The sequence below is a fragment of the Streptomyces gilvus genome (assembly GCF_022513565.1).
GTDB lineage: Bacteria > Actinomycetota > Actinomycetes > Streptomycetales > Streptomycetaceae > Streptomyces > Streptomyces gilvus.
In genome coordinates this window covers 386,048-411,507 of the sequence record NZ_JAKWBE010000002.1, presented here as the reverse complement: position 1 = coordinate 411,507, position 25,460 = coordinate 386,048, and the positions used below count along the sequence as shown (strand labels likewise).

Sequence of the window (25,460 nt, the reverse complement as noted above, 5' to 3'; positions counted from 1 at the left end):
CCCCTTCGTCCCGTTCGGGAGCTGGTACTTCATGCAGCGCGTCTGTTTCCTCCTCAAGGTCCGCGAGGACCGGCTCGCCGAGTACCGCGAACGCCATGCCGCCGTGTGGCCGGAGATGCTCGAGGCGCTCTCCGCCACCGGCTGGCACAACTACTCCCTCTTCCTGCGCGACGACGGCCTGCTCGTGGGCTATCTGGAGACCGAGGACTTCGCCGCCGCCCAGGCCGGCATGGAGGCCACCGAGGTCAACGCCCGCTGGCAGACGGAGATGGCGCCGTTCTTCGAGTCGCTGGACGGCGCCCGGCCCGACGAGGCCATGAAACCGCTCACGGAAGTGTTCCACCTCGCCTGACCGCCCCGCCGACCGTCCCCGCCCCCCGCTGGAGCCGCTCATGAAAAGACGCGCCGTGCTCGCCACCGCCATACTGGCGGCCGTGGCAACACCGGGCATCGCACGGGCCGCCGACCCCGGCCCCTCCGTCAGCAGGAAGAGCACCACCCAACTCGACCCCCAGGCCATCTTCTTCGTCTCCTACGACGGTCTGGTCAACAACAACTCGTTCCAGAAGAACGGCCTGTTGACCTACAAGGGCTACCAGTACGCCGCCTGGTACACCTCGACGGGCAACGCCGTGGCCGGCCGGCGTGCCCTCGGCGCGAGCAGCTGGTCGACCGTCACCCTCTCCCACGTCCTGAAGACCAGCGACTCCCACAACGTCATCTCCATGGGCGTCTCCAAGGTCGACGGCCGGCTGCACCTCAACATGGACTCGCACAGCGACGGCTACTTCTACGTGAAGTCCGTCGCCGGTCTGCTGGACAACCCCGGCACCACCGCCTGGACGTCGTCCGTGTTCGGCGCGGTTCAGACGTCCATGGACGGCCTCGCGCTCACCTCCCAGTTCACCTACCCGCAGTTCGTCTCCACGCCCGAGGGCAAGCTCCAGCTCAGCTACCGGGTCGGCATCTCCGGCAACGGGCGCAACGCCCTTGCGGAGTACGACGGTTCGAGCTGGACGGCGCTCGGGGAGTGGTCCAGCTCCACGGGCACGTACACCAGCTCGCACGGCTCCTCGACGGCCCGCAACATGTATCTGCACGGCATCGACTACGACGTCAACGGCCGGCTGCACGCCTTCTTCACCTGGCGTGAGCAGAACGCGGCCGTGATGTGCAACAGCGGCGGCATCACCAACCACGACTCGGGTTATGTCTACTCGACCGACCGCGGCCGCACCTGGCGCAACGACGCGGGCACCCTGGTCGCCACCACCGGCACCTCGGACACCGTCGCCGTCACCGACACCGGACTGGTCGTCGACTCCCTCAACCCCGACCACTCCCTGATGAACCAGGAGAGCCAGTGGACGGACTCCGCCGGCCTCCCGCACGCGATCATCAGCTACGTCCCCGGGCGCTTCGGCCAGTGCACCACGGACTACGTCGCCGACCGCACCGCCAACGGCCGCGCCTTCCACCTCCGCAAGAACTCCTCCGGCACCTGGACCAAGACCGAGATTCCCGTCGCCCTGAACTCCAGCCAGCGCACCAAGCTGGTCCTGGACAAATACGACAACGCCTACGCGGTCTTCCCCTACGGCCGTATCGCCGCCGCGTCGAAGGCGTCCGGGTACACCGACTGGACACTGCTGTTCGACGGCGGTGACCTCAACGCCTTCGGTGAGGTCGTCATCGACGAGCTGCGGGTGAGGTACGACAACGTCCTGTCGTTCATGTACCAGGAGAAGTCGAGCGGCACGACCCCGTCGGCGCTGCATGTCGTCGACTTCGCACTGCCCGCGTGACCGGCGCCGATGTGCGGGGCGACGACGGTAATGTGAAGGTCTTCTTCCCGCCGTCCCGCGTTCCTCTGGAGGTCCCTGCCTGATGGCCCAGTCGGTGGGTATCAAGGACGTCGCCCGTGCCGCCGGAGTCTCCGTCGGCACGGTGTCCAACGTCATCAACCGTCCGGACACGGTCGCGACGGAGACCCGGGCACGGGTGCTGTCCGCGATAGACCGGCTCGGGTACGTCCGCAGCGAGTCCGCGCGCCAGTTGCGCGCGGGCCGCAGCCGGATCATGGGGCTGCTCGTGCTCGACATGGGCAACCCGTTCTTCGTGGACGTGGCGCGCGGTGCCGAGCGCGCCGCGCGCGACGCCGGGCTCGGCGTGATGGTCTGCAACAGCGCGCAGAGCGCCGGTGAGGAGGCGGAGTACCTCTCGCTCTTCGCCGAGCAGCGGGTGCGGGGCGTGCTGCTCACCCCCGCCGACGCGACCGGCCGCAACATCGAGACGTTCCGCCGGCACAACATCCCCTTCGTCCTCGTCGACCGGGTGGCCGAGGGGACGACCGAGTGCTCGGTCTCCGTCGACGACGTGGCGGGCGGTGCGCTCGCCGTGCGCCATCTGGTCGACGCCGGGCACCGCTCCATCGCGTACGTCAGCGGCCCGCCCGGCCTCAACCAGGTCCGCGACCGCCGCACGGGCGCCCTGAACGCGCTCGCCGAGGCGGGCCTCGGCCCCGAGTGCCTGCGTGAGCTGCCCACCGAGCGACTGGACGTGGCCGCGGGCCGGGACGCCGGCGCCCGTCTGCTCGGCCTCGCCGACCGCCCCAGCGCCGTCTTCTGTGCCAACGACCTGCTCGCCCTCGGCGTACTGCAGGCCATGTACGCGGCCGGCGTCACCGTCCCGGACGACCTCGCCATGGTCGGTTACGACGACATCGAGTTCGCGGCCGCCGCCGCCGTCCCGCTCACCTCCGTACGCCAGCCCGCCGTCACCATGGGCGCCCTGGCGGCGGATCTGCTGCTGGAGGAGACCGAGGCTGAAGGCGGGGGCAGGCGGCACGAGCACCGGCGTGTCGTCCTCCAGCCGGAGCTGGTCGTACGGCGTTCGAGTCTGTCGGCCCGCTGATCGCCTGTTCAGTAGGATTTCATGATCCCCGGGGTCGGCCGGCGGACGAACTTGTGGTGAAGTGGGACGCGACCGGAAGTCCGTCCGTCCCTGGAGATCAGTTGAGTGCCACGTACCGCCAGCCCGGCGTCGTCCTCACCGACCGCCACTTCACCGTGCCCCTCGACCACGACGACCCGGCGGGGGAGTCCATCGAGCTGTACGCCCGTGAGGTCGTCGCGAGTGAGAAGGTACGGCAGGACCTGCCCTGGCTGGTCTATCTGCAGGGCGGTCCCGGATTCGGGGCGAATCGTTTCGTCGGGAAGCCGGCGTGGCTGGGGCGGGCCCTGAAGGAGTACCGGGTCCTCCTCCTCGACCAGCGGGGCACCGGTCACTCCACGCCCGCCAACCGTCAGACCCTCCCGCTGCGCGGGGGAGCTGCCGAACAGGCGGACTACCTGGCCCACTTCCGCGCCGACGCGATCGTCCGCGACTGCGAGGCCATCCGCCCGCAGGTCACCGGCGGCGCCCCCTGGACGGTCCTCGGCCAGAGCTTCGGCGGCTTCTGCGCGGTCAGCTACCTCTCCAGCGCCCCCGAGGGCCTGGCCGCCGCCGTGATCACCGGCGGTCTGCCCTCCCTCGACGCCCACGCCGACGACGTGTACCGGGCCGCCTACCCGCGCATCGAACGCAAGGTCGCCGCCCACTACGCACGCTACCCGCAGGACGTCGAGCGCGCCCGCCGTATCGCCGACCACCTGCTCACCCACGAGGTGACCCTGCCCAACGGCTACCGCCTCACCGTCGAGGCCTTCCAGTCCCTCGGCATCATGCTCGGCGGCAGCGAGGGCAGCCACCGTCTCCACCACCTCCTCGAACACGCCTTCGTCCGCACCCCGCTGGGCATGGCTCTCTCCGACGCCTTCCAGGAGGAGGTGCAGGGCAGCCTGTCGTACGCCAGCCATCCCCTGTACGCCCTCGTCCACGAGGCGATCTACGGCCAGGACGAGCGCCCCACCGCCTGGTCGGCCGAGCGGGTGCGGGCCGAGTTCCCGCAGTTCGACGCCCCCAAGACGCTGGCCGGCGACACCCCCCTGCTGTTCACCGGCGAATCGGTCCACCCCTGGATGTTCGACTGCGATCCGGTGCTGCGGCCCCTGCGCGACACGGCCGAACTCCTCGCCGCCCGCACCGACTGGCCGCCGCTGTACGACCCCGCCCGCCTCGCCGCCAACGAGGTCCCGGCCGCGGCGGCCGTCTACCACGACGACATGTACGTCGACACGGCGCACGCCCTGGAGACGGCCCGGGCGATCCGGGGCCTGCGCACCTGGGTGACGAACGAGTTCGAGCACGACGGCGTCCGCGCGGGCGGCCCCCGCGTCCTGGACCGCCTCCTCGCCCTCGCCCGCGACGAGGCATGACAGCACGCCGACGGCGGCCGGGGACGCGATGCGGTGGACGCGGTGGTCGGTCAGGGTGATCGCCGCGGCCGCGGCCCTGGCGATCACCGCGTGGCTGCTGGGAACGACCAGTCCCCGCAGCCGGGCACGCCTCCGTCGTGGACCACGTACTTGGCGTGACCGCGGAGAACGTGCTCAACGTCGCCGCTCGTCGGGGGCGGTGTGCGCGATGACCGCGGACACGATCGTCTCCCGGTCGGCCGGGTCGACGCCGTGTCCGGCGTCCTCCAGGACGAGCAGCCGTGCGCCGGGAATCTCCTCGGCGAGCGCCTCACCATGGGCGAGGGGGAACAGCGGATCCGCGGTTCCGTGGATCACCAGCGTGGGTAGCGCGATCGACGACAGGCGCCGACGCGGGGGCTCGCCCTCGGCGAGCAGGTCGTGGTTGCGTACGGCGGCGACGTCACGCGCCCGCTCGACGTCACGACGGACGAGCTCCCGGACGGCGGCCTCGTCGAACGGACGCCGCCCTCCCGCGAGCACGCGCGCGTACGCGACCCGGTGATCGACCACCGAGGCGTTCCGCTCCCAGTCGACCTGCGCCGACGACACGAACCGCATGAACTCCTCGCTCGGCGGGGGCAGTTCGGGACCCCCGCGCACCGCGCGGGACGTGCTGATCAGGACCAGCGAGAGAACACGATCCGCACGGTCGAGCGCGGCCAGCTGCGCCAGCGCCCCTCCGGCCGAGACCCCCACCAGATGGGCGGCCCCGATCCCGTATGCGTCCAGCACCCCCACGGCGTCCCGCACCAGATCCGCTCCGGTGTATCCGGGGCGGCCGGGTTCGTAGGTCACGGACCGACCGGTGTCGCGATGGTCGTACCGGATCACGAAGCGCCCGCCCTCGGCGAGCATCCGGCAGAACCCCTCGTCCCACCAGAGCATCGAGGCCCCGGTCCCCATGACGAGCAGCACCGGCGGGTCCGACCGGTCACCGAACGACTCGGTGCACAGGCAGACACCGCCCGCGTCGATCATCCGCTCGGCCACCGCCACACCTCCTCACCGCGGCCATTGTGCCCGCTCGGGAGGAGGCGTCGGCCGAGGTGTGCTTGGATCACCGTGAGGCGTGGCGCCGACCGACGGGGGACGGGATGGACGACGAGGAAGTGCTGGCCGGACGGTTCGAGGAGCACCGAGGGCATCTGAAAGCGGTCGCCTACCGCATGCTCGGCTCGCTCGCCGAGGCCGAGGACGCCGTGCAGGAGACCTGGCTGAAGCTGAGCCGCAGTGACGCGGGGGCGATCGAGAACCTGGGCGGCTGGCTGACCACCGTCGTCGGCCGGGTCTGCCTCGACATGCTGCGCTCGCGCGCCGCGCGCCGCGAGGACCCGATGGACGAGACGTTCGTGCCCGATCCGGTGATCAGGCCGCTGGAGCGGATCGACCCGGAGCAGGAGGTCCTCCAGGCCGACTCGGTGGGGCTCGCGCTGCTGGTGGTCCTCGAGACGCTGGAACCGGCCGAGCGACTGGCGTTCGTGCTGCACGACCTGTTCGCCGTGCCGTTCGACGACATCGCGCCGATCGTGGAGCGCAGTTCCGCGGCGACCCGGCAGCTCGCGAGCCGGGCCCGGCGCCGGGTGCGGGGCGCCACGCCGTCGGCGGAGCCCGATCTCGGCCGGCAGCGGCAGGTCGTCGACGCGTTCATGGCCGCCGCCCGGGCGGGCGACTTCGAGGCGCTGGTCGCGGTCCTGGACCCCGACGTCGTGCTGCGCGCCGACTCCGGAGCGCTGGTCGGGGGCGCCGCCGCGTCGAAGGTGGTGCGCGGTGCGCGGAGCGTGGCCGAACAGGCCCTGTTCTTCCGTCAGTTCGCGCACTCGATGCGGATGGTCCTGGTCAATGGGGAGGTCGGGATCCTCAACGCCCCCGAGGGGCGGGCGCGGGCGGTCATGGGGGTCACCGTCGCCGACGGCCGGATCACCGCCGTGTACATCCTGGCCGACCCCGAGCGGCTGGCCCGGCTCGACCTGGACAGCCTCGACTGAGCTTCAGGCCGCCACGGCCAGGGGACCGAGGGTTCGGTACGGGTTGACGACCCGCCCGTCCGGAAGCAGCTCGCCGGTGTCGTCGAAGACGATGGTGCCGTTGCACAGCAGGCTCCACCCCTGTTCCGGGTGGGCCGCGACGGCGGCGGCGGTGTGGTGGTCGGGGCTGTCTGCGGTGGGGCACGGAGGCCGGTGGCTGCACATGATCTCTCTCCTCGATCCGTCTGGCTCCCGCCTGAAGTGGGCTCGTATCCGTGGTAGCCGAGTTTGTCTTCCGTTGTATGAGAAGACCCCCACAAGCCCGGAATCTCATCGGTGAGGTTCGGTTCTGGTTCGGTTTCCGCAGGGTCGTGGAAGCCGGGCAGGCCCACTGTCAGAGCCGCGTGGGACCGTGGGGCGTGGCGGCGTGACCACGCGAAGGGGGTCGTGTCATGGGCGACGTCGACGCGCAGTTCCTGCGGGGCCTGTTCGACGAGGAGGGCAGCCTGCATGCCGGAGGCCGGATCGCGCTGTACCGGCTCTACGGCCTCGAGGGCCTGCTGTATGTCGGCATATCGGTCGCTCCGCTCACCCGGGTGCGCACGCATCTGCGGGAGCAGCCGTGGGGGGCGCAGGTCATCGGGATACGGATCGGCTATCCCGAGGACGCGGAAGCGGCCGAGCGTGAGGCGGTCTGGACCGAGCGCCCCAAGTACAACGTGATCTTCAACGGCCGTCTCCCGCCCCCGCCCGCGGACCCCGCGTCCCGGCTCAGAACCGAACTGGCCGTGGAGCAGCGGCGGTTGCGGGAGTTCGAGGCCGCCGTCCCCGAGTCCTCGGCCCATCTGCGGCTCATCGTCCGCGGGATCGAGGCGAAGAAGGAGAAGATCGCGAGGATACGGCAGCGGATCGAGGCCACCGAGGCGGCCCGGCAGCCCTAGGCTCGGGGGCGGGTGCCGTACAGCGGTGCCGCCTGTTCGATAACATGTGCGATATGTCAGATCAGACCGTCGGCCGCGCCGACCTGCGTGCGGACTGTGAGCGGTGTTTCGGGCTCTGCTGTGTCGCTCTGCCCTTCGCCGCCTCCGCCGACTTCGCGATCGACAAACAGGCCGGCAAGCCCTGCCCGAACCTGAGGGGCGATCACCGCTGCGGCATTCACGCCACGCTGCGGCAGAAGGGGTTCACCGGCTGCACGGTCTACGACTGCTTCGGCGCCGGCCAGCGGGTCTCGCAGGTCACCTTCGGCGGACAGGACTGGCGTGCCGGCTCGCGGGAGCACGCCCGGCTGATGTTCGACGTCTTCCCGGTCGTACGGCAGCTGCACGAGCTGCTGTGGTACCTCGGCGAGGCGCTCACCCTGCCGGCCGCCCGCCCCCTCCACACCGATCTGCGCCGCCTTCTGGAAGAGACCGAGAGCCTTGCCGGCCAGACCCCGCAGCAGTTGGCCGCGTTGGACGTCGGCGCCCACCGGCAGGCGGTGAACGTCCTGCTGCTGGAGGCGAGCGAGCTGACGCGGGCGGGCGTCCGGGGCCGTAGGAAGGACCGCCGCGGGGCCGATCTCATCGGCGCCCGCCTCAAGGGCGCCGACCTGCGTGGGGCGAATCTGCGCGGCGCCTGTCTGATAGCCGCCGACCTCACGGGTGCCGATCTGCGGGGCGCCGACCTGATCGGCGCCGACCTGCGGGACGCCGAGCTCACGGACGCCGATCTGACCGGCGCGTTCTTCCTGACCCAGCCCCAGCTCAACGCGGCCCGGGGGAGCGCCGGAACGCGGCTGCCGGGCTCAGTCACCCGCCCGGTGCACTGGGCAGCGCGGCTCTGACGGAGCCTCCTCGGCCGTGGTCGTCGCACCGGCGGTCACCGTGCGGCGGTCCAGGTGCAGCCGCAGCCCGTCCGGCATCAGGGTGAGCCGCTCGGTCACCCGCAGCCGGTAGCCCGGCTCGGGGACGAACGCGTAGCGGCGCAGCAGCAGGCCCAGTACCAGGGTCGCCTCGTGCAGCGCGAACTGCCGGCCGATGCAGGCCCGCGCTCCCGTGCCGAACGGCTTGAAGGAGTGCGCCGGGCGGGAGCGCACCGCCTTGGGGTCGAAGCGGTCCGGGTCGAAGCGCTCGGCGTCGGCGCCCCATGCCGTGGGGTCCCGGTGCAGCATCGGGGTGAGCACCAGCGTCCAGGCCCCTCGCCGCATCGGATACCGCCCGGCGAGCACGGTCTCCTGGACGGCCTCGCGGGCGAACGCGGGCGCGGTCGGCCACAGCCGCAGCGACTCGTCCAGCACCCGGCGGACGTACCGGAGCTTGGCCACCTGGTCGTAGCCGGGCGTCGGGGTCCGGCCCCAGACGCGGTCGACCTCCGCGCGGGCGCGGGCGGCGACCTCGGGGTGGCGGGAGAGGTAGTGCAGGGCGAAGGACAGGGCGCCCGAGGTGGTCTCGTGGCCCGCCACCAGGAAGGTGATGACCTGCCGCCGGACGTTCTCGGGGGAGAGACGTTCACCCGTCCCGGGGTGGACGGTCTCCAGCATCCGGTCCAGCAGGTCGCCGTCACCGCCCGCTGTGCGCCGGGCGCGGACCAGGTCGTCGACGGTGCGGTTGAGGAAGGCGATGTCGGCCTCGTTGCGCCGCGCGGCCCGCCGGAGCAGCCCGGGGAAGGGAACGGAGTTCAGCCGCTGGGCGTAGGTGAGCGTGCCCACCATCGCGGTGATGAAGGGGTGCGGCCGGGAGCGCTCGAAGGAGCCGAAGTCATGACCGAACCCGGTCTGTGCGATGGTCTCCAGCGTCAGCTTGGTCATGTCCCCGGGCACGTCAGTAAAGTGCGGACATGGCCGCGAACCAGGGCGAGCGCACGCGCCGCCGGCTCAGCACCGGTGAGCGCCGGGAGCAGCTGCTGTCGGTCGGGGCGCGGCTGTTCTCGGAGAGTCCCTACGACGACGTCTGGATCGAGCAGGTCGCCGAGATCGCCGGTGTCTCCCGCGGGCTGCTCTACCACTACTTCCCGACCAAGCGGGAGTTCTTCGCGGCCGTCGTCGAGCGCGAGAGCGAGCGCATGCTGCGGATGACGGCGGCCGTGCCCGGAGTCCCGGTGCGCGAGCAGCTCTCGGCGGGGCTGGAGGCGTATCTCGAGTACGTCGAGGCCCATGCGCACGGCTTCCGGGCCTTCCACCGCGCCGACGCCGCCGGGGACCAGGCCGTACGCCGGGTCTACCAGCGGGCGCTGGCCGCGCAGGAGCGTCAGATCCTCGCGGCGCTGGAAGCGGACCCCGAGTTCGGCCCGCTCGCCGGGGCGCGGCCCGATCTGCGGCTCGCGGTCCGGGGCTGGCTGGCCTTCACCACCGCCGTCTGCCTGGAGTGGCTGCGCGGCTCGGAGCTGGGGCGCGAGCAGGTCCGCGACCTGTGTGCCCGGGCGTTGCTGGGCGTCATCGCGCCCTGAGGATCCGCTGCTCGGGCACCCCCACGGTTGGCGTGCACCCCGATCTCCGATAGGTTAGGCAAGCCTTACCTAAACAGGAGGTTTCTGGGATGGGTGACAGCCAGAGCTGGACCGCCGCGCCCGCCGCGGCCGAACGGGCCCGTTCGGTGCTCGCCACCGCGTGGTCCTGCGCGGTGACCGCCGAGGGCGGGCGCGAGGAGTTCGTCGGCGCGCACACCGTCGCCGAGGACGGCCGGGTCCGCTTGAGCGTGCCCGAGGACAGCGCGCTGCTCACGGCGGCGATCTGCGCACCCCGCGGCGAGCCGTCCGCCGTGCTGGAGTTCGCCGACGTGGCGCCCGTCCCGGTGCGCAGCCGGATCCGCGCCCGGCTCTGGCTCGCGGGATGCCTCGTCCCCGACGAGGACCGACTGGCCTTCCGCCCCACCCGGATCGTGCTGCGGCAGCCGTCCGGCGCGGTCGTCGTCGACCTCGACGAGTTCACCGCCGCGGCGCCCGACCCGCTCGCCCTCGCCGAGGCGCATCTGCTGACCCACCTCGCCGACTGCCACCCCGACGCGGTGGAACGGCTCACCCGCCTCGTCGACCACGCCAGTCTGCACGGCGCCGTACGCGTCCAGCCCCTCGCCGTCGACCGGCACGGACTGACCCTGCGCATCGAACGCAACCGCGCCCACGGCGACGTACGCCTGCCCTTCCACACGCCCGCCGACGACGTCGGTCAGCTCACCGAGCGCATGCACGCCCTGCTCTCCCAGGCGCGCGCCGCCTCCTGCCCGCGAGCCCTACAGCGGCAGCGCACAGACCGCGACCGGTGAGGCGAACGGCGCGCCCGCGAGCCGCAGTTCACCGCTCTTGCCGTCGACGTGGAACACGCTGACCGTGCCGGACTTCTGGTTCGCCGCGAACAGCAGGCCGCCGTCCGGCGAGAAGGCGATCTGCCGGGGAAAGTCGCCCGCCACCGCGACCGTGCCGAGCAGCCGCAGCCGGGCGCCGTCCGCCTCGACGGCGTAGCGCGCCAGGGTGTTGTCGCCGCGGTTGGCGAGGAAGGCGTACGAGCCGTCGCGGGTCACCAGGATCTGCGCGGGGTAGTTGGTGCCGGAGCCGGAGCCCGTGGACTGCGGTGCGCCGATGGTCAGCCGCCCGGTGGACGGTTCGTAGCCGCAGACCGCGATCGTGTCGTCGACCTCGTTTGCCAGATAGGCGTGGCGGCCGTCCGGGTGGAAGGTGAGATGGCGCGGACCGGCGCCGGGCCGGGTGTGCGCCTGCGCGACCTCGGTGAGCCGGCCGGTGCGCTCGTCGAGGCGGTAGGTGTAGACGGTGTCCGTGCCCAGGTCGACCGCGAGCACATGGCCGCCGTCGGGGCTGGTGATGAACTGGTGGGCGTGCGGCCCCTGTTGGCCGGGCCCCGGCGCCGGATCGGAGTGCACGACCAGGTCGGCGCGCTTGCCGAGGGCGCCCGAGCTGTCGATGGGGTGCACCGCCACGCTGCCGGAACCGTAGTTGGCGCTGAGCAGCCAGCGGCCGCTCGGATGCACCGACAGATGGCAGGGCCCGGCCCCGCCGGTTGGGCGGCTGCCCAGGACCTTGCGGTCGGCGAGGCGTACGGCGGTCACGGCGCCGTCGTCCCGCTCGTCCACCGCGTACAGCGTGCGGCCGTCCGGATGCGCGGCCAGATAGGACGGATCGGGCACTCCGGTGAGGGTGCCGGCGCCGGTGACCCGGCCGCTCGTGGGGTCGTAGGTGGCGAGTCCGATGCCCCTGCCGCCGCCCTCGACGGAGGTGTAGGCGCCGATGTAGAGGGGACGCGGCCCGGACTTGCGGGGTGCGGGGCGGGGCGGGGAGGGCTTGGCCGACGGCTGCGGTGGGGTGGCGGCGACCGCGGGTTCGGCGTCCGGGGTGCCCTTGGGCGGGGCCGGCGCGGGCAGTGCCGTGACCGCGGCGGCCCCCGCGAGCGCGCCGACGAGACGGCGCCTGCTCCAGCCGCCGCCCGCCGCTCCGGTCCCACTGCCCATGCCCGCACCTCGGATGATCGCCGGCCCCGCTCGTGACTAGCCACCATGACCCGGAGGCCCCGAAGCGTGCAACACCGGCATCTTTCGTTGCGCAGGGCGCAATGCGTGGTTCCGTCGCGCGCCGGCGTGCCGCACCACCTGGCCGGACACCGCCGAGGCGATTCCCGCCAGCGGCCACGTGCCTGACTTGCGCGAGCTGCCGGACGTGGGGCGTGGGGGCCGACCGAGGCGGGGTGGGCGGGTGTCCGCCCGGTCACGACCGTCGCGGCCGCCGTCGCCGGGACCGGTGCCCTACCAGTCGCCGTCCTGCACCGGCTTGCCCGGGGCGTCCCCCAGGTGCTGCACCTGGTGCGGTGCCGGGGGCTGCCAGGGCTCGTGGTCGTCGCCGAGCCAGTCGCCGACCGGCTTCACCGCCTCCAGCGTGTCCGTCGGAGCGAGATCGGCCGCGTCCTGGTCGTAGTAGTCGAACCAGGGCAGGCCCGCGCTGGTGTAGGCCTCGCGGTCCACGGGCGACGGCGGAGGCGCCTCGCCGGTGATACGGCGCCACTCCGGGGGCGTCACCAGGTGCACGAACACCCGCCCCGCCGGCTCCTCGGCCCAGTCCGACAGCGGCCGGTCGTCCTCGTAGACCTCCTGCCGCATCGAGCCGCCGACCCCCAGCCCCATGGCCGCGGCGGCCGACGCCGCGCCCGGGGCGGGAGGCGGTGCCGCCGCCATCGGCATCGCCGCACCGTAGCCGCCCATCGCCGTCATCCGGCGCGACGCCCGCGCCCTGCGCCGCTCCGCCTCCCGCCACTCGGCCAGCTTCGGGCCGGTCAGCTGGAAGGACTGCAGTTGTACGCCGCCCCACACCTCCTCGCCGGTGACCTGGCCCTCCACGGTCGCCCCGAGGCCCAGTGGTACGGCCACGAACTGGCGGACCGTCCCCTTGCCGGAGTTGATGCCGTCCAGCCAGGGCTGGCGGGGCAGCACGAGGTAGTTCTGCGGGTCGCGGGACAGCCGGTCGCTCCACGGCTCGCCCGAGACCGCGCACACCTTGCCCACCCCGACCTGCAGGGCGGCCGGCTCGGCGGTGCCGGAGAAGCTCAGCCACATCGCCTCGCGCAGATACACCGGCAGCATCACACCGCCCCGCGCGCGCCACTGCTCGGGCACCGTGTCCGCGTGGTCGGCGATCCGGCGCACCGGGAACTGACCGAGCCCCGGCGGCAGTGGATGGGTGCCCGTCTCGGGCAGCCGCAGCGTGCGCATGAACCGCACCGCCGCACCGCCCGGCAACCGCAGTACGTCCCCGTCGATCCGCACGGCCTCGCCGCTCATCCGCCCGCCCCCTCGCATCCGGTGCCGAGGGCGCCCACCGCCCCCGGTGACTACGTCACCTAGAACGACGGGCGCCCTCGCCGCGGTTCCGGCGCAGCACCTCCGGCACCCGCAGCCGCCCGCCGTCGCGCAGGCTCTCCCGCAGCCGGGTCAGCCGGGGCATGCGCTCGCGCTGCTCACGGGAGGTGCGGTCCAGTTCCTCCAGCAGCCGGCGGGAGCGGTGCTCGGTGTCCATCTCGTCCAGGATCCGGTTGACCTCGGTCAGCACGGCCCCGTACAGCTGCCAGGTGCGGGCGTCGCGCTGCACCTCCTCCAGGAGCAGCTGGGCGAGCTTGTCCCGGGTGGCCGCGGCCTGGCGCAGTTCGGCGGTCAGCCGGGCCTCGGCCGACTCGGCGCTGACACTCACGCTGGTGGTGACCAGGACCGCGAAACTGACCACCGCGTCCGCGATCTCCGACAGCAGCCGCTCCACCGCGGCCCCCGTCTCCGGCGCGAACAGCGGCTCCGGATCGCGTTGCTTGGCGAGGTCGGTCAGCGTGCGCGCCAGCACCCGCAGGACGACCGTGCAGATCTCCAGCGTGTCCAGCCCCGTGCGCAGCACCACCCGGTGCAGCAGGCCCTCACGCACGCGTGGGTTGAGCCGCAGGCTGTCCTCGGCCTGCCGGAGGGCCGCGTCCACCTCGACGATGTCGTGGTCGAGCCGGCGTGCCTCGTACAGCCGCTCGGTCGCGTGCTCGACCGGAGTACGGCCCGCGGCCTCCTCGCCCATCCGCAGCATCAGGCGCCGCACCCGGCGGGCCAGCCCCTCGATCGACTCGCCGGCCTCGTCCACCCACACCGGCGGCGCCAGCAGCAGATTGCAGGCCATCCCGACGACCGCGCCGATCAGTGTCTCGACGATCCGAGCCCAGGCGGTGTCCCCGACGGTGGTGACGCCGAGCACCAGCATCGCGCTGATCGCGACCTCGGGGACGTACTCGTCGACGCGCACCAGGCGTCCGACCGCGAGCGCGGCCACGATCAGCAGCGCGAGACTCCACCACGTCAGGCCCACCAGCAGGCTGAACGCGATCGCGACCAGGACACCGGCCACGACCGCGTTGACCCGGCGGATGCCGTTGGTGAGGGTGGCGTACAGGGTGACCTGGACGACCAGCAGCGCGGTGAGCGGCGCGGTCAGCGGCGCGGCCTCGGGACTCAGGCGCAGGGCGACGACGTAGGCGACCGTCGCCGCGACGGCCGACCGCAGTGTCTGCACCACCACGGGGTCGCGGCGCCGCTTCACGAACTCGACGAGCGGCGCCGTCCACTCTCGTACGTCTGGCACCTGGCGCTGATCCTCTTTCCTTGGCTTTCCCGTGCGCTCGTGCTCCTTGCGGTGCAAGAGGGGAGAACGGTGATGGCGGACACCCGGGGTTTCGAGGTTCTCACACGCGCGCACGCCCATCTCGGGGAGGTGGTCGCCGGGGTGCCGGTGTCCGCCTGGTGGGCGATGAGCGGGGAACTGGCGGAGGGGATCCGGCCGGCCGTGGAGCACCTCGTTGACCGGCCAAGAGGCCCGTAGAGCCCATAAATCGCTGGAGCGGCGTGAAAACCGTGGCAAGATCGTGCTCGCCGTGGGCGACCTCTGAGCCGCGGTCGAAGACGGGCGGCCCGGGGGAGGAGCCGGCGGTGGAAGTCACGAAGGTCCTGTCCGAGCGGGCGCGGCAGGCGTTGCGCCATGTCGCCTCCCGCTCGACGGGCCCGGCCGTCGGTGCCGACGTGCGGATCGCGCTGAACTTCCACCCCGACCGGCTGATCGGCGGGCTGCCCATCCTCCGGGCGCTGGCCCAGGACGGCTCCTACCACTCGCAGTTCGTCACCGGCACCAGCAACGGCGGCCTGACCGCGCACCCCGGCGGCGACCGCTGGCGCTGGGAGAGCCGGATCTTCGGCGGCGCCTACGACGAGGCCGACCCGTACGAGCGGCCCGTCTACGGCGCCCTGAACTTCCGCCGCCAAGTGGTCGGCGCCGCCCCGCGGTTCGGCTCCTCGCACTTCCGTCTCACCGCCGACGCCCTGGCCCGCGCCACCTTCTGCTACCCCGACAGCGCGGCCGAGCCGACCGACTTCGGGGTGGCGGCCGGCATGTCCCTCGTCGCGCTCGCCGAGGCCGACGAGCAGGACGCCCTGAACGACTACATCGAGGCCCAGGTACACGGCGGTGTCACCCTCGCCGGGCACGTGGAGGCACTGGTCCTGGACGCGAGCTACCGCGGCACGCCGGTCGAGGCAGCGGCTCGGCTGCTGCCCTGCCCCGTCGAGTGGCACCCCGGCTACCGGCTGACCGTGGCCGAGCTGCGCGAGCACGCCGACTACCGCGGACGGGAGTTCGCGGAACTGGGCGCCCGGATCGCCCAGGACGGCGTGGTCGATCCACGGATCATCGGGGACGCCGCCCGTACCGGCCACCACGAACTGCAGGACCTGAAAATGGTGTGGCACACCCTCGCCCGCTTCGGCGCCCCGGAGGGAGCGGGCACGGCCCGCGCTCCGGGCAGCCAGACCCCGGGTGCCGGAACGCCCACCGCATAGGCCCGGTCCGCCCCAACTCGGTGCGGTTCGCCGCGCCCCAGCACCCAGCGCTACACGATCATGCGGCGGACCCGGGGGTGAACTCGTCGGTGGCCAGCCAGACCGCCTGGTCAGGAGCCAGGACGCCGTCCTCCACCGGGCCGCTGGCCAGCAGCACCGACGTGTGCTCCGGCAGCGGGCAGGGCTCGGCGGAGAGGTTGACCGCGCACACGAATCCGGGTTCCCGGCGGAAGGCCAGCACTCCTGCGGGGACATCGAGCCACGCCAGGTCGCCGTCGCCGAGCGCGGGATGCTCGTGCCGCAGCCGCAGCGCCGCGCGGTACAGCGCCAGCATGGAGCGCTCGTCCCGCTTCTGCTTCTCGACGCTCAGCTCGGCCCACGCCGCCGGCTGCGGCAACCACGGCTCGCCCCGCGCACCGTCCGGGCTGAAACCGTACGGCGCGCTCCGACCCGACCACGGGATCGGCACCCGGCAGCCGTCGCGGCCCCGGTCGGTGTGCCCGGACCGCTCCCACACGGGGTCCTGCAGCGCCGACTCCGGCAGGTCCTCCACCTCCGGCAGACCCAGCTCCTCGCCCTGGTAGACGTAGGCGCCGCCGGGCAGCGCCAGCATCAGCAGGGCCGCCGCGCGGGCCCGCCGGGTGCCCAGCTCCAGGTCCAGGGGGCCCTCGGGCCGGTAGGGCTCGTTCACCGTCCACCGCCGCACGACCTTGCGGCCGTAGCGGCTGGGATGGCGTACGACGTCGTGGTTGGAGAGCACCCAGGTGGCCGGCGCGCCCACCGCGCCGAGCATCGCGAGGGAGCCGTCGATGACGGAGCGCAGGTCCTTCGGGTCCCAACTCGACATCAGGAAGTCGAAGTTGAAAGCGGTGTGCAGACCGTCCCGGCGGACGTAGGCGGCCAAACGCTCCGGTGTGTCCGCCCACGCCTCGGCGACGAAGGACCGGTCGCCGGGGAACTCGTCGGCCACCTTGCGCCAGGCCCGGTAGATGTCGTGCACCTCGTCGCGGTCCCAGTGCGGATGGTCGACGTGCTGCCGCGGCCCGTCGTCCGCCGGGCGCGGCGGAAGGTCGGGCAGTTCCGGATGCTTGATCAGCCCATGGGCGACGTCGATGCGGAAACCGTCCACGCCCCGGGCGAACCAGAACCGCAGGATCGACTCGAACTCGGCGCGCACCTCAGGGTGCTCCCAGTTGAGGTCCGGCTGCTCCGGGGCGAACAGGTGCAGGTACCACTCCCCGTCGGGCAGCCGGGTCCAGGCCGGGCCGCCGAAGGAGGAGGCCCAGTCGTTGGGCGGCTCGGCACCGTCCGGTCCGCGGCCCGGCCGGAAGACGTAGCGCTCCCGCTCCGGGCTGCCCGGACCGGCCGCCAGCGCCGCCTGGAACCAGGCGTGCCGGTCCGAGGTGTGGTTGGGCACGATGTCCGGGATGACCCGGATCCCGTGCCGGTGCGCCTCCTCGATGAGCTGCTCCGCCTCGGCGACCGTGCCGAACAGCGGGTCGATCTCACGGAAGTCCGCCACGTCGTAACCGTGGTCCGCCATCGGGGACCGGTACCACGGGTTGATCCAGACGGCGTCGACGCCGAGCCACTTCAGATACGGCAGCCGGGAGCGGATGCCGGCGATGTCGCCGACACCGTCGCCGTTCCCGTCGGCGAAGCTGCGGATGTAGACCTGGTAGATGACGGCGTCGCGCCACCAGGGTGCGGGCTGGGTGGACATAGGGGTGCGCGCTCCTCGCCTGTGACAACGCTTGCAAGCTTGCGGTCTCCAGGGTGGCACGGTCAATGCGCTACGTGCCGGTAACGCCGTGACAGCGCTGCCAGCCTCCCGTACGCCTGTGCTAGCGTCCGCGCATGCCAGCCGATCGACGGCACCCCACGATGGCCGACGTCGCCGAGCGGGCCGGGGTCTCCGTCTCCACCGTCTCCCGCACCCTGCGGGGCCTGTCGAACGTGTCGCCGCAGGTCCGCGCCCGCGTCGAACGGGCCGCGCACGAGCTGGAGTTCGCCGTCTCCCGGCACGCCTCCAGCCTGGTGACCGGCAGGACCGGAGTGGTCGCGGCGCTGGTGCCCACCCTCACCTCGTGGTTCATGGGCTCGGCCCTGTCCAGCCTGGGCCCGCTGCTGCGCGCGGCCGACAGGGAGCTGACCGTCTACGTCATACCGGACCTCGCCGAACGGGCCGCGTTCTTCGAGCGGTTGCCGGCCCGGCGCAACGCCGACGCGCTGCTGGTGTTCTCCTTCGACCTCACCGAGGAGGAGAGCGCGCGCCTGGACGACCTCGGGATGCCCGTGATCTACGTCAGCCAGCACGCCGAGGGACGCCCGAGCGTGTACGTCGACGACGTGGTCGGCGCCCGGAACGGCACCCGGCACCTGCTGAACCTGGGCCACCGCCGGATCGCCTTCATGCAGACCGCAGGGGCCACCGGGTTCGCCTTCAGCTCGCACGAGCGGCTGCTCGGCTACCAGCGGGCGCTCACCGAGGCGGGCCTCCCGCTGGACGACTCCCTGGTGGTGGCGGCCCAGGTCGCCGACGCACGCGGCGTCGCCGAGGCGCTCGGTGAACTGCTGAGTCTGCGCGAGCCGCCGACCGCCGTCTTCGCCGAGCAGGACGAACTCGCCGCCGCCCTGATCGCGACCCTGCGCAGGGCCCGGATCGCCGTGCCGGAGGGGATGTCCGTCCTCGGCTTCGACGACCAGCCGGTGGCCGACTGGCTCGACCTGACCACGGTCGCCCAGTCCCCGGCACGCATGGGCCGGCTGGCCGGCGAACTCGCCCTGGAGCTGATCGCCGAGGCAGACACCGACCACCGCCGGCACGTGGTCCTGCCGACCCGGCTCATCCCACGGGCCACGACGGCCGCCCCGCCCGAGCCGGAGATCGCGCCCTGACGCCTTGTCCATGCTCGGTGGTTCGAAAAGGCGCCCGAAGTGCGGGAGGCGTTCCGTACCCTGTTCCGTGATCACGGGGGAGAGGCGGGCGCACGGTGGTGGACTCCTGGGAGCGGGCTCGGGGCATCCTGGCGGGCGCGGGCATCCCGCCCGATCGTCTCGCCGGCCTGCGCGCCCTCAGCGGCGGCACCTACAACACCGTCGAGGAGCTGCGGCTCACCGACGGCGTCCGCCATGTGCTGAAGGTCGCGCCGACCACCCCCGGCCTGCGCCATGAGCGCCGGTTGCTCCTGGCGGAGGCGGAGTTCTACCGGGGCGCCGAGGAGGCCGACGTGCCCGCGCCGCGGGTGATCGCGCTCGACGCCGAGCGTGAGGTCCTGCTGATGACCGCGTGCCCCGGCGACCCCTGGGACGACTCGCTGCCGGCGGTCCAACGGCCGCCGCTGCGGACCGAGTTGGGGCGCCAGGTGGCGCGGCTGCACCGGGTGACCGGGCCGGCGTTCGGGTATCCGTCCGGGGCGCTCGGTCCGCTCGCCGCCGACTGGCGCACGGCGTTCGCGGGAATGCTGGACGCCGTCCTGGACGACGCCCGCGCGTACCGGGCGCGACTGCCCCGCCCCGTCGACGAGGTGGCCCGAGCCGTCCGCCCCGCCTACGGCGCGCTCGACGCGGTCACCGTCCCGCGCCTCGTCCACTTCGACCTGTGGCAGGGCAACATCCTGCTCGACCGTTCGACGGGGGAGCCCCGCATCGGCGGACTGATCGACGGCGAGCGCATGTTCTGGGGCGACCCGCTGGCCGACTTCGTCTCCCTCGCGCTGCTCGGGGACATCAGGACGGACGAGGCGTTCCTGGCGGGCTACCGCGAGGCCGGCGGCCGCACCGAGTTCGACCGGGGCGCCCTCCTGCGGCTCGCCCTGTACCGGGCCTACCTCTACCTGATCATGCTGACGGAGGTCGTCCCGCGGGGGCTGGAGAACGAGGAGTGGCGCCAGGAGCTGGTCGCCCCCGAACTCGTCGCGGCCCTGGACGAGATCGAGGACCTGGCCGCCGGCTACGCATAGCCGGCCCCAGACCCCACTCTCTTCGCTCACGACGTGAACTAAGGGTTGGAGGAATGTCGCGCCGGACCCGTCCGCAGAGGTATGTTGCAGCTCGGACAGGGTTCGGAAGGAGCCACATGGCGGGGCGGAACGGGCGCACGGTACGGGACCTCAGGCGGGCCAACCGCACGGCCGTGCTGCAGCGGCTCTACTTCGACGGACCGCTGAGCCGCTTCGAACTCGGCCCGGTCACCGGCCTCAGCTCCGGCTCGGTGAGCAACGTCGTCGCCGACCTGGTCGGCGACGGGCTGGTCGAGGAGGCCGGCAGCGTCGACTCCGACGGCGGCCGTCCCCGCACCCTGCTGCGCGTGGCGCCCGGCGCCGGCCACATGATCGGCGTCGACGTCGGCGAGACCCGCGTCCGCGTCGAGCTGTTCGACCTCACCCTCACCGAACTCGCCCGCGCCGAGCGGCCCCTGACCCAGCAGCGGTACGAGGTCGAGGTCATCGTCGGCCACATCCGCGACGGCATCGCCGAGGTGCTCGCCGGCACCGGAATCGACGCCGGCCGGCTGCTCGGCGTCGGCATCGGCGTCCCCGGCATCGTCGAGCACACCCCCGACCGCGGCGCCGTCGTGCACGGGCAGACCATCGGCTGGGACGCGGTCCCGCTGGAGGCGCTGCTCCGCTCGACGTCCGGACTCCCGGACACCGTCCGCTACTTCATCGACAACGGCGCCAAGACCCTCGGCCAGGCCGAGATGTGGTTCGGCGCCGGACGCGGCGCCCGCAACGCGATCGTCGTCCTGTTCGGCTCCGGCGTCGGCGCCTGTCTGGTCACCCCCGAGGTGGAGCACGGCCGGGCCGTCGAGTGGGGGCATCTGACGGTACGGGTCCGGGGGCGCCGCTGCCGGTGCGGAGCGCTCGGCTGCCTGGAGGCCTACGCCGGGGCCGAGTCCCTGCTGGAGCGCTGGCGCGAGGAGGGCGGACGGCCACCGGAGGGCACCGACGAGGAGACGGCGCTCACGGCGATGCTGGCCGCCGCGTACCCGGCCGAGGGGGGCGCGGCCGACCCGGTCGCTCTCGCCGTACTGGAGGAGACGGCCGAGTACCTGGGCGCCGGACTGTCCGACCTGATCAACCTCTTCCAGCCCGAGCGGATCCTCATCGGCGGCTGGGCGGGGCTCCAGCTCGGTACGCGGTTCCTGCCCGCGGTGCGCCGGCACGCGGCGTCGTACGCGCTGCGGCACCCGGCCGAGAAGGTCACGATCGACCTGGGCCGGCTCGGTCCGGACGCGGTCACCGTCGGTGCGGCGATCCTGCCGCTCGCCGACTTCTTCGCCCGCGGCGGGCGGCGCCTGGAACCCGCTCCCGAGGGACCGGTCCCGGCCTGGCGGACGGCTCTGGAGGAGCGCGCCCCCCACTGAGGGCGCCGCGCCGCGCCGGTCACGGCACTCCTCCGCGCACACGGACGTTTCGCCCCTCGCGCCCGGAGGTACTCGCGTCTGGCCCGACGACGTGAAGGGAGTGCGCCGTGGCCGATCGGCGTGACACAGGCCAGGGCGGCGAGCCCGTGCCGAGGGATCTGCCCGACCAGCAGGTGCGTGAGGGCGAGGATCCCCTCGACATCCCGCTTCCCGCCGCCGCGGAGAACGAGTCGGAGACGCCCGACACCGACGAGGCCGGGACGGGACGCCGTGACGGCCCCCGCTCCGCCACCGTCCACCCCGAACATCCCACGCCGGACGAGTCCTCCGCCTGACCGCGACAGGGAGCCACCATGGGTATGGGCGACCGGGTCCGCTCCTGGCCCGTCTACCGTCAGCTCACCGGCACCGACCGCACGGGCCGGGGTGCCGCCGCGGAATCGCCGTACACCGAGAGCCTGCGTCCGCGCACCGACCGCGCGGACCGGGTGGTCCAGTCCGTCTGCCCCTACTGCGCGGTCGGCTGCGGCCAGCAGGTGTACGTGAAGGACGAGAAGGTCGTCCAGATCGAGGGCGACCCCGATTCCCCCGTCAGCCGCGGCCGCCTGTGCCCCAAGGGCTCGGCGACGCTCCAGCTGACCACCGGACCGGCCCGTGAGCACCAGGTGCTCTACCGGCGCCCCCACTCCGGCGACTGGGAGACGCTCGACCTGGACACGGCGATGGACATGGTCGCCGAACGCGTGATCCGCACCCGGCGCGAGACCTGGGAGTGGGAGCACGACGGGATGCGCACCGCCCGCACCATGGGCATCGCCAGCCTCGGCGGCGCGACGCTGGACAACGAGGAGAACTACCTCATCAAGAAGCTGCTGACCGGCCTCGGCGTGGTCCAGGTGGAGAACCAGGCCCGAGTCTGTCACTCCGCCACGGTCGCCGGCCTCGGCACCAGCTTCGGCCGCGGCGGCGCCACCACCTTCATGCAGGACCTGCAGCACGCCGACTGCATCGTCATCGAGGGCTCCAACTTCGCCGAGTGCCACCCGGTCGGCTTCCAGTGGGTGATGGAGGCCAAGAAGCGCGGCGCCCGCATCATCGACGTCGACCCCCGCTACAACCGCACCAGCGCCCTCGCCGACCTCTACGTCCCGATCCGCGCCGGCACCGACATCGCCTTCCTCGGCGGGATCATCAACCACGTCCTGACCGAGGAGAAGGACTTCCGCGAGTACGTCCTGAAGTACACCAACGCCGCCACCCTGGTCAGCGAGGAGTTCCGGGACACCGAGGACCTCGACGGCGTCTTCTCCGGACTCGACGAGGACAAGGCCCACTACGACCCCACCACCTGGCAGTACGAGGGCGTCGAGATCCAGCAGCCCGCGGGCGAGGCCGACGAGCTGTACGAGGAGCGCACCCGCAAGGCCGCGGGCGCCGAGGCGCACGGCTCCGGAGGCGCCCGCACCGGGCACCGCGCCCCCACCGACGAGACCCTCCAGCACCCGCGCTGCGTCTACCAGGTCCTCAAGCGCCACTACGCCCGCTACACCCCCGAGATGGTCGAGGACGTCTGCGGCATCCCCCGCGAGACCTTCCTGCGGGTGTGCGACGAGCTGACCGGCAACTCCGGACCGCAGCGCACCAGCGCCTTCTGCTACGCCGTGGGCTGGACCCAGCACACCACCGGCAGCCAGTTCATCCGCGCCGCGTGCGTCCTGCAACTGCTGCTCGGCAACATCGGCCGCCCCGGCGGCGGCATCCAGGCGCTGCGCGGCCACGCCTCCATCCAGGGCTCCAGCGACATCCCGACCCTGTTCAACCTGCTGCCCGGCTACATCCCGATGCCGCACGCGCACGAGGACATGAGCCTCGACAACTTCATCGAGACCACCCGCACGGTGAAGGGCTTCTGGTCCGAGATCCGCGCCTACCTCGTCAGCCTGCTCAAGTCCTACTACGGCGACGCCGCCACCCCCGACAACGACTTCTGCTTCGACCACCTGCCGCGCCTGACCGGCTCACACTCCCACTACGACACCGTCATGGCCCAGCTCGACGGCGACTGCAAGGGCTACTTCCTGCTCGGCGAGAACCCGGCCGTCGGCTCCGCCAACACCCGGCTGCAACGCCTGGGCATGGCCAACCTGCAGTGGCTGGTCGTACGGGACTTCTCCCTCATCGAGTCGGCGACCTGGTGGAAGGACGGCCCCGAGATCGAGAGCGGCGAGCTGCGCACCGAGGACATCGGCACCGAGGTGTTCTTCTTCCCGGCGGCCGCCCACACCGAGAAGTCCGGCTCCTTCACCAACACCAACCGCTGGGTGCAGTGGCACTACGCGGCCGTGGAACCCGAGGGCGACGCGCGCAGCGACCTGTGGTTCATGTACCACCTGGGCCGCCGCATCAAGGAACGGCTGGCCGGCTCCACCGACCCCATGGACCGGCCCATCCAGGACCTCGCCTGGGACTACCCGGTCAGCGGCGAGCTCCAGGAACCGGTCGCCGACGCCGTCCTCGCCGAGATCAGCGGCCACGGCCCCGACAACAGTCCGCTCAGCGCCTACACCGAGCTGAAGGACGACGGCTCCACCCGCTGCGGCTGCTGGATCTACTGCGGTGTCTACGCCGACGGCGTCAACCAGGCCGCCCGCAAGAAGCCCGGCTCCGAGCAGGACTGGGTGGCCGCCGAATGGGCCTGGGCCTGGCCCGCCAACCGGCGCATCCTCTACAACCGCGCCTCCGCCGCCCCCGACGGCACCCCCTGGAGCGAACGCAAGAAGTACGTGTGGTGGGACGCGGACGCCGGGAAGTGGACCGGCCGCGACGTCCCCGACTTCGTGCCCGACCGCGCCCCCGACCACGTGCCCGACGAGGACGCCGAGGGCCCCGACGCGCTGCGCGGCGACGACCCGTTCATCATGCAGGCCGACGGCAAGGGCTGGCTCTACACCCCGGCGGGCCTGGAGGACGGCCCGCTGCCCACCCACTACGAGCCCCAGGACTCGCCCTTCCCCAACGCCCTCCACCCGTCGACCCCGCGCAGCCCCGTGCGCCAGCTGATGCCCCGCGAGGGCAACCGCTACCACCCCAGCGGAGACGAGAAGGGCGCCGAGGTCTTCCCGTACGTCGTCACCACGCACCGGCTGACCGAGCACTTCACGGCGGGCGGCATGAGCCGCTGGTCCGAGTACCTGTCCGAGCTGCAGCCGGAGTTCTTCTGCGAGGTCTCGCCCCAACTGGCCCGCGAACGCGGCCTGGAGAACGGCGGCTGGGCCACCGTCGTCACCGCCCGCAACGCCGTGGAGGCGCGCGTGCTGGTGACGGAACGGATCCGCCCGCTGCGGGTGCAGGGCCGCACGGTCCACCAGATCGGGCTGCCCTTCCACTGGGGGCCCAACGGTGTCTCCCCGGGCGACGCGGCCAACGAGCTGACCTCCATCTCCCTCGACCCCAACGCCCACATCCAGGAGGACAAGGCGCTGTCCGCCGACATCCTCCCCGGCCGCCGGCCGCGCGGACCGGACCTGCCGAAGCTGGTCGCCGAGTACCGGCGGCGGGCCGGCATCACCGGGACCACCGGGACGGAGGTGCGCAAGTGAGCGAGGAACGCGTCGGCTTCTTCACCGACACCTCCGTCTGCATCGGCTGCAAGGCCTGCGAGGTGGCCTGCAAGGAGTGGAACGCCATCCCCGAGGACGGCCTGTCCCTGACCGGCATGTCCTACGACAACACCCAGGCCCTCGGCGCCTCCACCTGGCGACACGTCGCCTTCATCGAGCAGCCGCGCCCCGACGGCCGCACCGAACTCCCCGTCGTCGAAGGCGGGGCGAGTGCCCAGGAGACGGCCGTCGACGGCTCGGGCGAACTGCGCTGGCTGATGTCCTCCGACGTGTGCAAGCACTGCACCCACGCCGCCTGCCTCGACGTGTGCCCCACCGGCTCGCTGTTCCGCACCGAGTTCGGCACCGTCGTCGTCCAGGAGGACATCTGCAACGGCTGCGGGTACTGCGTGCCCGCCTGCCCGTACGGCGTCATCGAGCAACGCCCGCACGACGGACGGGCGTTCAAGTGCACGCTGTGCTACGACCGCCTTGGCGCGGGACAGGAACCGGCCTGCGCCAAGGCCTGCCCCACCGAGTCCATCCAGTTCGGCCCGCTCGACGAACTGCGCGAGCGGGCCGCGCTGCGGGTCGACCAGCTGCACGAGGCCGGCGTCACCGAGGCGAGGCTCTACGGCGACGACCCCGACAACGGCGTGGGCGGCGACGGCGCGTTCTTCCTGCTGCTGGACCAGCCGGAGGTGTACGGGCTGCCGCCGGACCCGGTCGTCACCACCCGGGACCTGCCGGCCATGTGGAAGCACGCGGGCGCGGCCGCCCTGTCCCTGCTGGGCGGGGTCGCGGCCTGCTTCGCGCTCACGGGAAGGGGCCGGCGATGA

Annotated in this window: 23 protein-coding genes and 1 pseudogene; 17 read left to right on the top strand and 7 right to left on the bottom strand. The window is 72.6% G+C overall.

What is annotated here, in order from left to right:
- The first annotated feature begins 31 nt into the window (after positions 1–31).
- From MKW14_RS06085 to MKW14_RS06070, 4 genes are all read left to right on the top strand, one after another.
- A complete protein-coding gene (locus tag MKW14_RS06085; protein ID WP_240859492.1) occupies positions 32–352 on the top strand; it encodes an L-rhamnose mutarotase in 321 nt (106 codons plus the stop codon).
- A 40-nt stretch (positions 353–392) separates the two neighbouring features.
- Entirely contained in the window at positions 393–1,805 is a 1,413-nt protein-coding gene (locus MKW14_RS06080; RefSeq protein ID WP_240859491.1) for a BNR repeat-containing protein, read from the top strand.
- A gap of 82 nt (positions 1,806–1,887) precedes the next feature.
- The gene (locus MKW14_RS06075; protein WP_240859490.1) at positions 1,888–2,913 is read left to right on the top strand and encodes a LacI family DNA-binding transcriptional regulator; all 1,026 of its coding nucleotides are present in this window, start codon (positions 1,888–1,890) and stop codon (positions 2,911–2,913) included.
- Positions 2,914–3,014: 101 nt separating this feature from the next.
- Positions 3,015–4,316 carry an alpha/beta fold hydrolase gene (locus tag MKW14_RS06070; protein ID WP_240859487.1) on the top strand — a complete coding sequence of 434 codons (1,302 nt, stop codon included), beginning with the start codon at positions 3,015–3,017 and terminating at the stop codon, positions 4,314–4,316.
- 174 nt (positions 4,317–4,490) lie between these two features.
- Here the strand turns inward: MKW14_RS06070 and MKW14_RS06065 are convergent, their stop codons facing one another.
- Positions 4,491–5,348 carry an alpha/beta fold hydrolase gene (locus MKW14_RS06065; protein ID WP_240859486.1) on the bottom strand — a complete coding sequence of 286 codons (858 nt, stop codon included), beginning with the start codon at positions 5,346–5,348 and terminating at the stop codon, positions 4,491–4,493.
- A gap of 104 nt (positions 5,349–5,452) precedes the next feature.
- On the opposite strand from MKW14_RS06065, the gene sigJ reads away from it, so the two are divergent.
- Positions 5,453–6,343, top strand: a complete 891-nt coding sequence (gene sigJ / locus MKW14_RS06060; RefSeq protein ID WP_240859485.1) for an RNA polymerase sigma factor SigJ — start codon at positions 5,453–5,455, stop codon at positions 6,341–6,343.
- Between the two features lie 3 nt (positions 6,344–6,346).
- On the opposite strand, the gene MKW14_RS06055 is transcribed toward sigJ, so the two are convergent.
- Complete coding sequence (locus MKW14_RS06055; protein ID WP_240859483.1) at positions 6,347–6,547, bottom strand: DUF5999 family protein; 201 nt, start codon at positions 6,545–6,547, stop codon at positions 6,347–6,349.
- Positions 6,548–6,774: 227 nt separating this feature from the next.
- Here MKW14_RS06055 and MKW14_RS06050 point away from each other — a divergent pair, with 227 nt between their 5' ends.
- Both MKW14_RS06050 and MKW14_RS06045 read left to right on the top strand, forming a co-directional pair.
- A complete protein-coding gene (locus tag MKW14_RS06050; protein WP_240859481.1) occupies positions 6,775–7,263 on the top strand; it encodes a GIY-YIG nuclease family protein in 489 nt (162 codons plus the stop codon).
- A gap of 53 nt (positions 7,264–7,316) precedes the next feature.
- On the top strand, positions 7,317–8,147 hold the full coding sequence (locus MKW14_RS06045) for a pentapeptide repeat-containing protein (protein WP_240859479.1): 831 nt from the start codon (positions 7,317–7,319) through the stop codon (positions 8,145–8,147).
- On the opposite strand, the pseudogene MKW14_RS06040 reads toward MKW14_RS06045, so the two are convergent.
- Positions 8,109–9,125 (bottom strand): annotated as a pseudogene (locus MKW14_RS06040) (cytochrome P450); the annotation flags it as partial. The gene MKW14_RS06045 and the pseudogene MKW14_RS06040 overlap by 39 nt on opposite strands.
- Before the next feature lie 14 nt (positions 9,126–9,139).
- Here MKW14_RS06040 and MKW14_RS06035 point away from each other — a divergent pair.
- The gene (locus tag MKW14_RS06035; RefSeq protein ID WP_240859477.1) at positions 9,140–9,748 is read left to right on the top strand and encodes a TetR/AcrR family transcriptional regulator; all 609 of its coding nucleotides are present in this window, start codon (positions 9,140–9,142) and stop codon (positions 9,746–9,748) included.
- Between the two features lie 89 nt (positions 9,749–9,837).
- A complete protein-coding gene (locus MKW14_RS06030; protein ID WP_240859475.1) occupies positions 9,838–10,563 on the top strand; it encodes a DUF2470 domain-containing protein in 726 nt (241 codons plus the stop codon).
- Here MKW14_RS06030 and MKW14_RS06025 read toward each other — a convergent pair.
- From MKW14_RS06025 to MKW14_RS06015, 3 genes are all read right to left on the bottom strand, one after another.
- The gene (locus MKW14_RS06025; RefSeq protein WP_240859473.1) at positions 10,531–11,760 is read right to left on the bottom strand and encodes a lactonase family protein; all 1,230 of its coding nucleotides are present in this window, start codon (positions 11,758–11,760) and stop codon (positions 10,531–10,533) included. The two genes, MKW14_RS06030 and MKW14_RS06025, sit on opposite strands and share 33 nt — an antisense overlap.
- A 291-nt stretch (positions 11,761–12,051) precedes the next feature.
- The gene (locus MKW14_RS06020) at positions 12,052–13,080 is read right to left on the bottom strand and encodes a hypothetical protein (RefSeq protein ID WP_240859471.1); all 1,029 of its coding nucleotides are present in this window, start codon (positions 13,078–13,080) and stop codon (positions 12,052–12,054) included.
- Between the two features lie 55 nt (positions 13,081–13,135).
- Positions 13,136–14,407 (bottom strand): FUSC family protein, encoded by a 1,272-nt coding sequence (locus MKW14_RS06015; RefSeq protein ID WP_240859470.1) that lies wholly within the window; start codon positions 14,405–14,407, stop codon positions 13,136–13,138.
- Positions 14,408–14,479: 72 nt separating this feature from the next.
- Between MKW14_RS06015 and MKW14_RS06010 the strand changes: the two genes are divergently transcribed.
- Positions 14,480–14,644, top strand: a complete 165-nt coding sequence (locus MKW14_RS06010; protein WP_240859467.1) for a hypothetical protein — start codon at positions 14,480–14,482, stop codon at positions 14,642–14,644.
- 107 nt (positions 14,645–14,751) lie between these two features.
- A complete protein-coding gene (locus MKW14_RS06005) occupies positions 14,752–15,654 on the top strand; it encodes a DUF3626 domain-containing protein (protein ID WP_240859465.1) in 903 nt (300 codons plus the stop codon).
- Positions 15,655–15,712: 58 nt separating this feature from the next.
- On the opposite strand, the gene MKW14_RS06000 is transcribed toward MKW14_RS06005, so the two are convergent.
- Positions 15,713–17,377 (bottom strand): glycoside hydrolase family 13 protein, encoded by a 1,665-nt coding sequence (locus tag MKW14_RS06000; protein ID WP_240859464.1) that lies wholly within the window; start codon positions 17,375–17,377, stop codon positions 15,713–15,715.
- 134 nt (positions 17,378–17,511) lie between these two features.
- On the opposite strand from MKW14_RS06000, the gene MKW14_RS05995 reads away from it, so the two are divergent.
- From MKW14_RS05995 to MKW14_RS05970, 6 genes are all read left to right on the top strand, one after another.
- Entirely contained in the window at positions 17,512–18,552 is a 1,041-nt protein-coding gene (locus tag MKW14_RS05995) for a LacI family DNA-binding transcriptional regulator (protein WP_308314581.1), read from the top strand.
- Between the two features lie 95 nt (positions 18,553–18,647).
- Positions 18,648–19,616, top strand: a complete 969-nt coding sequence (locus MKW14_RS05990; protein WP_240859463.1) for a phosphotransferase family protein — start codon at positions 18,648–18,650, stop codon at positions 19,614–19,616.
- A 116-nt stretch (positions 19,617–19,732) separates the two neighbouring features.
- Positions 19,733–21,022, top strand: a complete 1,290-nt coding sequence (locus tag MKW14_RS05985) for an ROK family protein (protein ID WP_240859461.1) — start codon at positions 19,733–19,735, stop codon at positions 21,020–21,022.
- A 107-nt stretch (positions 21,023–21,129) separates the two neighbouring features.
- On the top strand, positions 21,130–21,357 hold the full coding sequence (locus tag MKW14_RS05980) for a hypothetical protein (protein WP_240859459.1): 228 nt from the start codon (positions 21,130–21,132) through the stop codon (positions 21,355–21,357).
- Positions 21,358–21,375: 18 nt separating this feature from the next.
- Entirely contained in the window at positions 21,376–24,621 is a 3,246-nt protein-coding gene (gene fdh / locus MKW14_RS05975; protein ID WP_240859457.1) for a formate dehydrogenase, read from the top strand.
- Positions 24,618–25,460 carry a 4Fe-4S dicluster domain-containing protein gene (locus MKW14_RS05970; RefSeq protein WP_240859455.1) on the top strand — a complete coding sequence of 281 codons (843 nt, stop codon included), beginning with the start codon at positions 24,618–24,620 and terminating at the stop codon, positions 25,458–25,460. Before fdh ends, MKW14_RS05970 begins: the two co-directional genes overlap by 4 nt.

Coding starts and splice junctions, on each gene's coding strand:
- MKW14_RS06085 (WP_240859492.1), top strand. CDS start 32: ATGCAGCGCGTCTGTTTCCTCCTCAAGGTCCGCGAGGACCGGCTCGCC.
- MKW14_RS06080 (WP_240859491.1), top strand. CDS start 393: ATGAAAAGACGCGCCGTGCTCGCCACCGCCATACTGGCGGCCGTGGCA.
- MKW14_RS06075 (WP_240859490.1), top strand. CDS start 1,888: ATGGCCCAGTCGGTGGGTATCAAGGACGTCGCCCGTGCCGCCGGAGTC.
- sigJ (WP_240859485.1), top strand. CDS start 5,453: ATGGACGACGAGGAAGTGCTGGCCGGACGGTTCGAGGAGCACCGAGGG.
- MKW14_RS06055 (WP_240859483.1), bottom strand. CDS start 6,547: ATGTGCAGCCACCGGCCTCCGTGCCCCACCGCAGACAGCCCCGACCAC.
- MKW14_RS06050 (WP_240859481.1), top strand. CDS start 6,775: ATGGGCGACGTCGACGCGCAGTTCCTGCGGGGCCTGTTCGACGAGGAG.
- MKW14_RS06045 (WP_240859479.1), top strand. CDS start 7,317: ATGTCAGATCAGACCGTCGGCCGCGCCGACCTGCGTGCGGACTGTGAG.
- MKW14_RS06035 (WP_240859477.1), top strand. CDS start 9,140: ATGGCCGCGAACCAGGGCGAGCGCACGCGCCGCCGGCTCAGCACCGGT.
- MKW14_RS06030 (WP_240859475.1), top strand. CDS start 9,838: ATGGGTGACAGCCAGAGCTGGACCGCCGCGCCCGCCGCGGCCGAACGG.
- MKW14_RS06025 (WP_240859473.1), bottom strand. CDS start 11,760: ATGGGCAGTGGGACCGGAGCGGCGGGCGGCGGCTGGAGCAGGCGCCGT.
- MKW14_RS06020 (WP_240859471.1), bottom strand. CDS start 13,080: ATGAGCGGCGAGGCCGTGCGGATCGACGGGGACGTACTGCGGTTGCCG.
- MKW14_RS06010 (WP_240859467.1), top strand. CDS start 14,480: ATGGCGGACACCCGGGGTTTCGAGGTTCTCACACGCGCGCACGCCCAT.
- MKW14_RS06000 (WP_240859464.1), bottom strand. CDS start 17,377: ATGTCCACCCAGCCCGCACCCTGGTGGCGCGACGCCGTCATCTACCAG.
- MKW14_RS05995 (WP_308314581.1), top strand. CDS start 17,512: ATGCCAGCCGATCGACGGCACCCCACGATGGCCGACGTCGCCGAGCGG.
- MKW14_RS05985 (WP_240859461.1), top strand. CDS start 19,733: ATGGCGGGGCGGAACGGGCGCACGGTACGGGACCTCAGGCGGGCCAAC.
- fdh (WP_240859457.1), top strand. CDS start 21,376: ATGGGTATGGGCGACCGGGTCCGCTCCTGGCCCGTCTACCGTCAGCTC.